Source organism: Pseudomonas syringae group sp. 243L2 (assembly GCF_032587875.1).
Lineage (GTDB): Bacteria > Pseudomonadota > Gammaproteobacteria > Pseudomonadales > Pseudomonadaceae > Aquipseudomonas > Aquipseudomonas amygdali.
Genome location: NZ_JAWHPL010000004.1, coordinates 42,146 through 54,619, shown reverse-complemented (window position 1 = coordinate 54,619; position 12,474 = coordinate 42,146). Strand labels below are relative to the sequence as shown.

6 protein-coding genes are annotated in these 12,474 nt (G+C 57.0%); 1 reads left to right on the top strand and 5 read right to left on the bottom strand.

The features are described 5' to 3' along the window. The first annotated feature begins 1 nt into the window (after position 1). Entirely contained in the window at positions 2 to 1,534 is a 1,533-nt protein-coding gene (locus RYB66_RS02855; RefSeq protein WP_316893758.1) for a hypothetical protein, read from the top strand. A 41-nt stretch (positions 1,535 to 1,575) separates the two neighbouring features. Here the strand turns inward: RYB66_RS02855 and RYB66_RS02850 are convergent, their stop codons facing one another. The 5 genes from RYB66_RS02850 to RYB66_RS02830 all read right to left on the bottom strand — a co-directional run bounded on the left by RYB66_RS02850 (position 1,576) and on the right by RYB66_RS02830 (position 12,288). After that, positions 1,576 to 2,691: a fimbrial protein gene (locus RYB66_RS02850; protein ID WP_016981028.1), complete on the bottom strand. Its 1,116-nt coding sequence runs from the start codon at positions 2,689 to 2,691 to the stop codon at positions 1,576 to 1,578. 47 nt (positions 2,692 to 2,738) lie between these two features. Next, positions 2,739 to 5,255, bottom strand: a complete 2,517-nt coding sequence (locus RYB66_RS02845) for a fimbria/pilus outer membrane usher protein (RefSeq protein WP_057404351.1) — start codon at positions 5,253 to 5,255, stop codon at positions 2,739 to 2,741. Between the two features lie 36 nt (positions 5,256 to 5,291). Beyond that, the gene (locus RYB66_RS02840; RefSeq protein WP_031594897.1) at positions 5,292 to 6,038 is read right to left on the bottom strand and encodes a molecular chaperone; all 747 of its coding nucleotides are present in this window, start codon (positions 6,036 to 6,038) and stop codon (positions 5,292 to 5,294) included. A 107-nt stretch (positions 6,039 to 6,145) separates the two neighbouring features. After that, positions 6,146 to 6,700, bottom strand: a complete 555-nt coding sequence (locus RYB66_RS02835; RefSeq protein WP_029240880.1) for a fimbrial protein — start codon at positions 6,698 to 6,700, stop codon at positions 6,146 to 6,148. 356 nt (positions 6,701 to 7,056) lie between these two features. Then, the gene (locus tag RYB66_RS02830; RefSeq protein WP_316893755.1) at positions 7,057 to 12,288 is read right to left on the bottom strand and encodes an RHS repeat-associated core domain-containing protein; all 5,232 of its coding nucleotides are present in this window, start codon (positions 12,286 to 12,288) and stop codon (positions 7,057 to 7,059) included. Positions 12,289 to 12,474 lie beyond the last annotated feature (186 nt).

The window sequence follows — 12,474 nt, the reverse complement described above, 5'->3', positions numbered from 1 at the left end:
CATGGCGGTCGGCAAACGGGTCGGCCACCGCTTTCTCGTGCTGGAGGCCCGGCTCATGTCTGTCATTTCAAAGTGGATCGAACGGATCAGAATCCTTTTCTGGCCGGCTTCATGGCGCAAGAGCGTGCTGCTTGCGCCGCCCTTGATCGCCGAACTCCTCCCTGACGTACCCGGCGGCGAACCCAATCTGCTTCCCAGCAGTGCCTGGCTCGTGCCGTTGCGGGTCGATTTTCCCATGTGGCAAAACTCCGGGCCCAGCCTGGACTACCCTGAGTATCTGCGCGTGTACTGGAATGACGTGCTGCTGGACGAGAAGGTCTGGACCGGACCTGTACAGCCTGACGATCTGTTCATCATGATCGCGCAGCAACACCTTGGCGAAGGCCGGCATCGACTCCGTTATAGCGTCCAGACCGCGAACCAGATGCTGACTGAATCCGAAACACTGGCCTTTGTCATTGATAAAACGGCACCGGTATTCGCAGACGAAGAGGCGCTGATTTTTCCGCAGGAAATCGTCAGCGACGGTCTTACCGCGGCCTGGCTGAACACTCATGACGACACCGTGCTGGCCGAAGTGCCCGCGTATTTTTCGCCGAGCCCCGGGGATCTCGTTATCTGGTACTGGAGCAGTACGCTGACGGGCTCGGAGCACACCGGAACCCTGACGCTTGAAGCGTCCGACATCGGTAGCACGATTAGTATTGCCTTCGACAAGCAAATGGTTCTAGAGAGTGGCGACGGCATGCGTTATGTGTCCTACAGGCTGAAGGATCGCTCGGGGAATGCCGGGCCCCGTGCGCTGGCTGTTTCGCTGCTGGTGTGCGCTCGGCCAGTACCCCGTGTGCTGCCACCCCCTCAGGTTCAGAAGGCCACAGGCCGGCCAAGCGCCAGTACGCTCGATCCGGTAAATGCTTATCGGGGCGCAGTGGTATCGATACCCGAGAATGCCGTGATTGCTCCCGGTGACACCGTCCGCGTTCAGTGGGCCGAGCCCGGTAGTGTGGGTTCCTTTCTTACGGAGGTAGCAGACTCGAGGCTGTTCAACGTGCCTTCCACTCAGATTGCCCAGCATTTCGGCAAGTCGATCCCGGTGTACTACGAGGTGTTCGAAAATAGCGCCGACCCACCTTATCTTTCGGACCGGCATACTCTGACTATTCTGGGGATGACAGGCTTTCCAGTCGTGCAGTGTGACAAGGTCTCCGGAGCGATTCTGAGCCTGCAGGACATTCCCGAGGGAGGCTACGCACAGTTCACGCTCGACAGTTGGTCATTCATGGGCACTGATCAGTTCATCACCATTGATGTGCGTGGTGTCAGCGGTGCTGATAATGAGTTGTTGATCGTTAACGTTCTGGATGAATACCCGGTGCCGCGGGTGGCCGATAGAATCGACGCCGGTGTTATCAGCAAAACGGATTTGAAGGCGTTTAATATCGAAACTCAGCTGGATGTCCGGGTGCGTGTGAGTTTCGACCAGACGCTCTCCTGGCAGTCTTTCCCTTCGCTCAGACTAATGTTGTACCCCTGAGGAGGTCATGGACCGCCAGGTTGGCAGTCCACGGCGCATTGCTACTTGTAGGTCATCGTGAAGCTGAGGGCCCCTTTGGCCTTGCCCGGCCGGATCGCGCTGCTGGCCTGTGTCTGGTAGAAGCGGGCGTAAAAGTTCAGCACAACGTTACCGGGTGTGATCACCATCATTGGCACTTCGGTCTGCAGCTCCATGGGCGTGACTCCATCACCTTTGAGAATCTGAATCCCCATGCCCTTGGCGTCCGAGTCGCTGGTCAGGGTGAAAACCCCGCTGCCGACAGGGCCCTCGGGAACAGAGCCTTCGACACCATCGAGCTGGATATGCGCCGTTGCCACGAAGCCTGCGTCCATGTAGGTCTCGCAGTTACTCAACGCAATACTGAAGGGCACCGCCGGTGTGGTGAAGCCGGGACCGGTGAAGTCCGCGCTGTCCCACTCACCCAACTGCACCGGGTCGGCACTGACCGGATCTGCACCAACGCTGCACTGTGCCTGAAGTATCGTGCCGGTTAGCCCGTACTTCATGATCCTGCCAAGCGTTGTCACGCTTCCGGAGAACAGTTCGCTGCCATTGAGCACATTGGGGCCGGAGGGGATCGGTCCGGTCTTGACCAGCGTTACATAGTTGTGCAAATGAACCAAAGGCAGGCTCGTGAGCATTTTCTGGTGGTCGTTGAGGCCGATGAACGGAACGGAGGCGCTTCCTCCTACAGGCGTGAAGCAATTGCTGCAGTTCCTGTCATACGGATACCCCAGTCTTATCCGCACTCCGACGCCCGGAATATTGGTTTGCAGTATCTTGCCTGTGAGGTCTTCCCCGTTTATCGGCTCCAGCGTGCCAGGAAATATCGGAACCGTAGCCGTTGCATTGAATTCCAGAAGAGCAGTGCCGTCATTTCTGCAGGCCGCCTCCAGACCTGCCTTGTCTGGCGTGGCTTGAAGCATATCGATGCTACCGATAAAGGTGCCCACTGGGGCGTCTTTCGGGACGTAGAGCGTGCCGATGTCGCGCCGGTAATCTTTTATTCCCGGTGGGGAAATCCAATAGCAATCGTTGCTCGGTATGTCATCCGGTACGTCGGAATAAGCCGCAGCACTATAGCTGGTCCCCAACAGGATCAGACTGGGGAGCAGGGCGTTCAATGCAGAGTTCATGGGGGGATTCCTGAAATAACAATGTCGCGGATGGCTCAGACCTGATGTCACTGGGCACACGTCATGTCTTGCATTCGGTAGCCCTTGGCCAGAGTCATGCCGGCGGGGTCTATGTGCAGATGACACTGAGGGTCGCTTTTCTCACCCCAACGGACATCGAGGGTTTGTGCCTGCATGCCGGTGGACAGCAAAATCTGCCCGCCCTGACCTGCGATGCCCAGAATGTTGCCCTGCGCATCGCTCACCTGGGCACCGAATGGCAACGGTTTGCCACCGTCAGTGGTTGCATTGATGATCAGGCGTGTCACCGTGCGCGCAGCGAAAGTGGTCTTGATCACGGCACCCCTGGCAGGTACTACTTGAGTACTGGCGTTATCGATTTCCACCTCGGGCCCCAGTCGGTCGGTTTGCAAGGTGATCGGGTTATGGCGGTAGGGACGCAGATAGGGCATCAATGCATAGCCGCGACTATTGGTCCTGACACCGGTAGCGTTCTGTATGCCAACGCCGGGTGTATCGGGTACTTCGATCAGGGCGATGGTGTCGCCCAGATTCGGGCCGAACTCGATGCCGTCCGCATGCAGCAACAAGGCACCACTGGCGTTGACTGATGCACTTCGATAATCATTGCCTTGGGTCACACCGGCGCCGAGGCTGGCGAAGGGCGCCTGATAGCCGGCCGCAAGGCCTGCACTTTGCTGCTTGCCGTCATCGTTGCTCAGACTGGCGTGATAGTTGACGCGGTTTTCATAGAGGCTGCCGCTCAGGCTGCCCCGTTGACTGTGGCGATTGGCGCTGCTTTGCAGGTCGAATGTGGCATTGCTCGAATGGCCGGTGTCGAGGGGCATCGAGATGCTCAGGCCGAACTGCCGGTCGTTGCCGCGGCTACTACTGGCTGCGCTCAGTGACTGTGAGGCGTAGAAGTTATAGGTGATCCCGGCACGATGGGTGTTGAAATTGAATTGAAATTGTCGCTGTTCGATATCGCTGCCCCAGTAATCCTGTTGCGACAGCGTCAGACCAACGTTGCTGCGTAAGCCGATTCTCTGATGAACCGAAGCTTCCAGGCGGCTTCGGCGGCTGCCTGTGAACGTAGCGTCGTTGCTGCGCTGACTGACGGCTTCGTCGAAATCCCGATAGCCTTCGGTGGAATAGCGATAACCTGCGAAGCGCAGATTGGTCTGGGTAGTGAACGCCTTGCCATACTTGATGGCGTAACTCATGCCTTGCGCGCTGGACTGACCGGGTTGGTCGATGCTGGCGCTTGACCGGGTCACATCGAATGCCATCGCCCCCAGCGTGCCCATGTCCCGTGACACGCCCAGTGCAGCTGCGTGGTAGAAGTCGCTGGTTATAAGTCCGCCATAAAGTGTCGAGTTCCAGCCTGTTCCAACGGCCAGCGTGCCTTGCCACAGCCAGGGATGCTCGGTGGCGTAGGCACCGTTGAAGCGGCCCAGGGCGGCGCTGTATTTCCAGGCGCCTTCGCGCAACAGGTTACTCATGGTCGAGTAAGGTTGGGTAAAGCGCCGTACCTGACCATCGGCCTCGGTCAGCACGATCTCCAGTTCGCCGCTGCCCGCCGTGTTCAGGTCATCTATTTCATAGGGGCCGGCACTGACATATGTGGAGTAGATCGGGTATCCGTTGCGCAGCACTTCCAGTTTGGCCCTGCTTTGCGCAACGCCACGAATCACCGGTGCGTAACCCTGCAGGGAATCGGGGAGCATCTCCTGATCGGTTTTGATCAACCCGCCCTTGATCGGCACGCTCCGGAAGACATCGCCGCCGGTGTAGGTTTCACCCAGGGTCAGGTTAGCGTGCGTGCCGGGCAGGTCGCGCTGTGCATAGGCATAGGCTCTGGTCCACTCGCGATGTCCCTGTGCATCCTGACGCACGCTTTGATTGCTGCGCAATCGCCATGATCCCAGGTTGATACCGGTGTTGAGGTACAGGTCTGCGCTGCTGCTGGTGCCTGTCTCCCTGTGGGTCGTCTGTTGCGCCGAGGTCTGGTAATTGATGAAGGCGGCGTTGATGCCGTAATCCCAAAGCGCCGGGTCCACTCGCCCGTTGGCATCGCGGCGCATGGCGATCTGCGGTATTGAGATCGACAGTTGCAGTCTGCCCCCGTCCAGTACGACCCTGGCGTCCGGAATCAGTTGCCCCAGCGCGACACAGGCGACTTGCAACAAGGCCGGGTCGGCCAGACTGCCGAGACGTACGCCGATCTGCTCCAGCAACTCCGGCGACAGGCAGGGTAGCAGGCCGTTGCCTTGTGGGTCGGCATCGAAACGGATCTGACGTTGGCCGAAATAGCGCATATTGACGTGGATTTCTACCCAATGCTCGCCTGGCCCGAGGCTCTCGACAGCTGACAAATGGTTCAGCACGCTGGCCGCGGCTGCACTGTCATAGTCCTGGCCCTGACGCAGGAAGCCGGGCTGGAAATTGACGGCGGTTGCCGCTCTGGTCGGCTCCAGTACAACGGTAACGCTGCCGCACACAATCAGCACCTGCATAAAGCGCAGGCGCACTGGTATGAACCCGGAATCGGGTAATAGGGTCATGTTCAATGTCCTGGGATGAAGCGGGCTTGCGCTGTTTCAGTCAGTCAGCGTGGCCGTAGCTGTCAGCGGCTGGCTGTAGCCGCCGTAATCGTTGATCGCGGCAAACACCACCTGAAGGCCCGGTACCGCTTTCGTTTCGTTGAGCTTGTAATGGCGAGAGCTGAACGGGCCAAGCATGGCGACTTCACTGACCTTTTCAGTCCTGCCACCGCCGGAGACGTCGAGGCGAATGAACGACACATGAAAGGGGGTCGGATTCATGGCGGTCAGCTCTGCCTTGCCGGCAATCTGCCGGACCGACCATTGCAGGTCCTTGAGGCGGGCAGTGGGGTTGTCAGTCAGCAGAGCCGGGCGATAAAACAGTTTGATACGGGTACGCAGGGCAATATTCAGTACATTGCCTTGCGAAGAGTTGGCCTGAGGTATTTCCTGCACGTTGAAGTAGAACAATGATTCACGATCGGAGGGCAGGTCCTGGGGCAGGCCATTGATCTGTACGTGTTGTTCCTTGCCCGGATTAAGGCGAAAAAGTGGCGGCGAAGGTGCGAATGGAACGACGGTGACAGTGTCGTCTGCCTCCGTATTTACCCAGGTCTGTACCGCGAACGGCCGATCACTTGGATTGGATATGACCACCGACGTACTGCGCTTGTCGCCATCGAATACTATGCGCGTTGCGTTGACGGTCAGTGCTGCCTGGCTGGCAGGTATATAGGCTGCGCACATGAATAATATCGTGCACCCCGCGAGGGCAGGTCTTTTAAAAGACTGTTGGCACATCATGAAAAGTTACCTTGTACGTTCAGATCCGAAACGGACCTGAACGTATTGAAGATGCTTCACGTGAAAAGACTATTGATCCTTACACAGTGAGCGAGTGGGTCGATGTATCAGTTAATCGCGACAACAAACTGGACATCCGCCGAGGCAGCACCGGCTTCAACGGTAGCTGCTGTCGAACGGTAGTAGGCGTTGAACACCATGTCGGTGACACCACCTTCGACCAGTGTGTAAGGCGCCGACATGTCGCCTGGTTTGATCGAGACCCCGGTCTGGTCCTTGATGACAATCGCAACGCCCTTTGCCCCGTCGGCAGTAGGGGTGACGTCGAAGTAGTCGCCGCTGCTGTCCGCATCACCGGTGAAGGTGACTTTGGCCGTATTCAAGTTACCACTCGCCAGGCCACAGTTGCCGTTGTCATTGACGCGCAGGGCAAAGCTCTTGCCAGACAGTTCGTCACCGATGCCGGTGAAGCGGCTGGCCTCGATAGAGCCCATGTTAACCAGGTTGCCGGCAGAGCCATCGCCCGGATTGACCACTTCGATAGGGCAGGTGGTGGAGGTTATCTTGCCTTCGAAACGGATGGTGCCGGAGTTGGCGGATGCGACAGTGCCGGTCAGTGTGGTTGCCAGAGCAAGGCCTAGTACGGATAGCATTTTATTCACGATAAAAACCTTATAAGTATTAACGTTACAAGAGTGGAAATGTAACTATTTATGGTGTCTTGAGAGACGGTTTGTGTTGTACGTCATGACGGGGCGGGAGTTTACAGCAGGTGCGTTAGTTGCGAAGTCTCTGGCGGGCTTTGGTTAGTGGCGGGAGGTGTAGGACATTTCCTAAATTAGTGTCATACATTTAAAATCTTGAGTTTTACGTTGTTCCGGGTTTTTCATCGGGCTGTGCTTGTCTGTTCGGGCAGAGAATCCGAAGGGGCAAATGTAACGGTATGGAAATACAGGCGTTGACTGAAATGCCGCCGACAGCGATGGGCTTTTTATCGGCGGCGGGAAGTTCGGTTCTCTCACCTGCGAATCTCGTATATAAGCATGTATACGTTCTGTCCTAATTTGCCAAGCTGTTTTGTAAAAGCTGTGCTTCGTGCCAGCCATGAAGGGCTGCTGGGTGATGCTTCATTAGTTACCAATTGCTGGTCGCGCCTGGCGTAAGGGCCTGTCATTGGCCGCGGGTTGGGTCGCGGTGGCACAGGCTTTGACTTCCCGACCGCTCTTGGAATCAACGTATTCTCTGCTAAGTTACCTGCGCCTGAATTCGCTGGATTCGTTGGAGCAGCCCCATCCTCAGACGTGGACTTCGACCTGTTCAAAAACCTGAATAGTCTGCCCGTCAATACCGGCTTAGTTACATCGTCCCCAACGTGGACCGCAGCATGGACCGCTCTTTTAAGCGTATGTCTCAATATCCCCCCACTGATCTCTACAGCGGCCCCGATATAGCCGAGGTATTGCCCTGCTTGCATGGCTTTGGTGTTTCCCGTCACCGCACCATAAGTACTGGCAGCCGTTGATGCAGCACTGATAAAGGTTCCTGTCGCCAACACTGCGGTTGTAATGCTGGCGCCCGCGTATGAGGTCATCGATAAGCCTAGAAATGCTATAGGGGCCGTGACGGGGGTGGCTATTCCAAACGTGGTAACTGTCGCGTAGTAACTGAGTAGCGTGAACACTACGCCAGCCGCGAGCGAGACCCAGGTCCATAGGCCCAGGTCACCCCGCATCTCTGCCGGTATCGCATCCTCATCGGGCCGTCGCAGCCTGCCGCTCTGGGAGCTGGCGTCATGCCCGGTGGGGTCGCGCCAGGCAATGGGGTTGCCCAGGCAATAGGTATAGGGGTTGACCCCACCTGCGCCAAAGGGGCTCAAGGAATCGGGGCTGTGAAAACGCATCATGCCGGGGTTGTAGGCTCTGTAGCCATTGCCCAGCAGATACCAGCCCGTGTCTTTTTCGCATACCTCGCCGTTGAACCCAGCGACGCTGAGCAGCGCGTCATCGCTGTGGCGTTCTCCGTAGGCGCTGTAGACAGCTGTTCGCAACGTGTCCTGCTGGAACTCACCAATAACGCTCTGGTTCGCATCCGTCAGCAACAGCAGGGTTTCGGCAGGTTCTCCGATGGTCTGCTGGCCTATGGGTTGCTCGTCAATGTGCAGAAACTGAGTTCGTCGGTCGTCCTGCACCGTGCTGCTCAACTGCTGGCCCTGATAAAAACGCAGTATTTCGCTGTCACTGCCATTGCGGGTGGTGGCCAGATGATCATTGCTGTCGTAAGCGTATGTGTTGATCGGCTCACCTGTCGGTTTGTCCGTCCGTACAAGGCGGCTTTCACTGTCGTAGTACAACAGGTTGCCATGCTCGTCAGCGGACTGATTGCCGTTGGCGTCATAGCTGAACGTCGGGGGCGGTGTGTCCCGTGGAGGCAGGTAGGTGATGCCGAGTAACTGGCATCGGTCCCTGGAATCGGGGTCCCCTTCTTTGCCATAGCGGAAAATGGCCGTCTCAGTGCTGAAGCAGGCCTCATTGCTGACGTCGTCAAATCTGGTAGTGGTCAGGGTCATGTTGTCCAGCTCGTCGAAGATGAACCTCTGGTTGATGATCGCTTTGCCGGATGCGTGCACTGGCCGGTTACTGCCTGAATAGGCGACGCCGCTCAGACGACCTCGAGCGTCATACTGGAACTCTTCCAGCAGCAGCGGGTTGCCCGCTTCCTGCAAATGACGGCTTTGCATGAGCCCGTCGGGTTGCCATTGCTGTGTCAGCGTACGTACAGGGTGATTGCCGGCATTCTGCGTTCTGAGAACTTCCTGTCCCTGGTCGTCATATTCAATACGGTTTACCAGGCTGGTTCCGGCTACTGTGTCATGGGTCGTCATCTCGCAGGGCTGACCCAGTGTGTCATAACGGGTGGTCACCTCCACGTTGCCCTGAACGGCACTTTCGAGTCGGCCGAACGTGTCATACCGGTAAATCGTTTCAACGCCTTTGACACTGTTTTTGACGCCGCCTTTGCTCCGGCCTTTGACTACACCTTTAACCGGGTTTTTGACGTCTTTTTGTTCGACATCGGTGCGATACATCGCACGGCCCTGCAAGGATGTCCGATGAAGGGTTTGCCAGGTCCGGCCTTGCAGATCTTCCCAGGTCTCTTTGGTCAGCTGGTTATGCGCGTCATAAGCGTAAGTGCGCTTGCCCTGCTTATTGGTGGCAGAGATCAGGCGGGCACTGACGTTGTCATACTCGAAACGGGCAGCGTCATCCGGTGCAGTACTGGAGACACTGGAGACGATCTGATCGGTGAGTGCCAGGTTGTAGGTGTAGCTAATGTCATCACCCTTGGCCGTTTTACGGGTTTTGATCTGCCGGTGACCGTCCTCATACTCGTAATGCTCGATACGTTGCCCTGCCTGGGCCAGTGTCAGACGCCCGAGCCCGTCGAACGTCTGTTTGCCTGCCGCGGTTTTGGTAATACCGTCCGGATGAATCACGTTCAGGCTGGTCGGCAGCTCGGTGGTGCTGAACGGTTCATACTCACGATGTGCCTCGCTGCTATCGGGCAAGCGTGTGCTGACCATGCGCGACCAGGCGTCATAACTGAACTGCGTTTTGTGGTCTGACGCATCGGTCTGTTCCGTGCAGCGTCCAATTCCGTCGTAGAGAAAGGTTTGTGAGCCCAGATCTCTTCCTGCTGCGTCCTGGCTCTTGATCTTGTCCGGTTTGCCGAACATGTTCAGCCAGGTCTCGCTACGACCACTGATCAGAGGTTCTGCGTCACCGCTTTGCACCCAGGTCTTCTGAACAGGACCGTTATGTTCTTTACTGCCGATGGGGTCGTGGTACTGGTGAGTCTGCATGCCGTGATCCGAGGCAATGACAGATTGCTGGTTCCAGTCGTCGTAGGTGTAGGTGTTTCGCATAGCGAACAGTTGCTGGTTGTCGAACCAGTCGTAATCCGTTTCGTATTGCACATTGTTCCAGGCGTTGTATTGCGTTTTATGGATCATGCACATTGCTTGCGGATCATTGCTGTCGATGTGGTCCCGTTCCTCGAGTATTACCCGGCCCAGGCCGTCCATGACAGAGCGGATCTTGACCTTGCGGGCGTCGGTCAGCACTTGTTCTGCGCACTGTCCCGTATCGGAACACAGGGTGTACTCGTACTCGCGACTGGCTTCATAGCCAGCACTTGAATTCGGTGCGATCGTTTCTTTGGTCAGCCGGTTGAGCGCGTCATAGACATAGCGGATCTCCACGCCTTCTTCCAGGATCAGCAGCACCTGGCCGGTCAACAACGACTGCTGTTGCTGCTTGCTTATGCGAGTGTTGTCGAAGCCGATAGTGGTGATCTCTATCAGCTGTACCGGGACCTGCAAGTGTTTGCTGTTGCCCTTTCTGTTGCCCTTGCTGTTGCCCTTGTTGTTGCCCTTGATCTTGATCTTGATCTTGATCCGGTCTTTGCCCTTGCCTTTGATCTTGATCCTGATCTTGCCCTTACCCTTTTTCTTGCGGCTGCTGCTATTGGTGCTGTTGCTGTCGCTGTGACTGATGCTGGCGTGGCTGTACTCGTAGACGGTAACGGTGTCCTTTCCGTTCACGGACTCGATATTTTTCGCGATCCGACCATGCTGGAAAGGCGCGTCCGGCTGGTTGATGTGCTCCAGCAGGATCTTTTGCAACTCCACAGAGGTTCCACCGCTTTCAAGCTGCAGCAGTGTTTCGGTTTCCGGCACGATCCAGTCGGGTAACTCGCTGCCCGTCAGTGCAGGCAGCGTACTGTAGCGATAACGTGTGGACAGGGTAGGGGCCCCGGACTGCGACGATGGCGCGGGTTCGACCACTTTTTCTTTCAGTCGGGAGACAAACCCTTCCGCATCGGCCGGGCAACCGTCGCCACCGCCGGCCGGGTACCAACTGCTGACTTCTTGGATCCCGTCGGCGCGTGTATGCACCAGCGGATTGCCGTAAAGGTCATAGGTATAGGTGACGGTTTCTGTGCGCGTCCGCTCAGGCTCGTCCAGCCGTTGCCAACGGGTGGTGACTTCGCTGGGTAGCTGACAATTGTTGGGCTGCATGGAGTAACGCTCGCCCGGCAGAATGTTGTAGGCGGTCGCGACCGTTTGCTGGTTGTTGTTTTGGGTGGTGACTTCAAGGGTCTGCAAGTGAAAGCGGTTGAAGGTCCGCTCTATGCTGCGCACGGCCTTGCTGTCGACCCACAGGCTTTCGGTACAGACATAGTTGTAGTCCTGCAAGGTTTTGTAAAGGTTGTCCAGGCCGTCGTCTTCCCAGACGATGCGCAGCTCTGCACCGAGAAAATTTCGTGAGTGTTGCTGGCCGTCCTTATAGGTATATCGCACATCGACCTTTGCCTGACCGAGGCCGGGATCGATGACGTGCTTGGTCACTCTGGGTAGGGGCGGGCGACCGGCGCTGTATGGAAACGCATGGCCTTCATCCTCGTAGTAAACATCTTCGCTGCTTCCAGACGGTGTCTCTACATGCTTCACGCACCATTGATGGTCGTTCTCCAGGGTATATTCAAAGCGCCATGACGCATTATTCTCGGTGGGCAGGGTGATGCGCGATACGCGTCTGTCGGTGCCGACGAGGGTCATCAAAAAGCGCGCCAGTGGAGCACCGCCAATGCCCTCATACGGATGCAGTTTCAGCTCGACGAAATCGTCGCTGCGTGCAATTTCCAACAGCGTCTGACCCAGGTCGTCAGTGATCGAAGCAAGCATGTAGGTGCTGCTTTTGAACAGCTTGTGCTTGAGCGTGATGCTGTGCCCGGACGGCGCGATGATTTTCACCGCCCAGGCCATTCTTTTATTGCCGCTGATGTGCAACTCGAGGATTTCCACCAGACCTGATTTGTGCACCACCCGGTAGGACGTATCGTCCTGCTTGTAGAAGTGGAAGGTGTCAATTTTCTTCTCGGTCATCGTCCGTAGGCCGTTGCTGCCGGTGCCGTCGACCAGGAAGGTCTCGCCTGTGCTGAGGGACAGGATCTGAGTGGCAGGGTTGTATTGTGAAACCTGTAGATTCCAGCCCATGCCATAGCCGCTGTCCAGCGTATTTAGCTGACTGTAGGACAGGTCGAGTCGGAACCCTGGTCCGCGCAGGTCATTGCTTTGCAGTTCGGGCATGCTGATCGATATGTTGTACAGCCCGGTGCGCGGGTCAACGCCGCTTTTCAGACAACTCATGAAATTGAACGCGTTGGAGTGCACGGAAGTAGAAGCAGCCATGGAGCGGACCTCGCTGATTGATGCGGGACAAGCGCTGCGGTGTCTGACGATTGTGCAGTCCTTGCGCTCTGTTCATTGACGCCCCCCAAGCCTGAACTCCCTGAGGCGTCCGTGTGGCTGGAGGTCTTGCCTAACCCTAACAGTCCGAACCCGGGCAACAACCTAGCAGTAGTGCTAGTGGGCAAC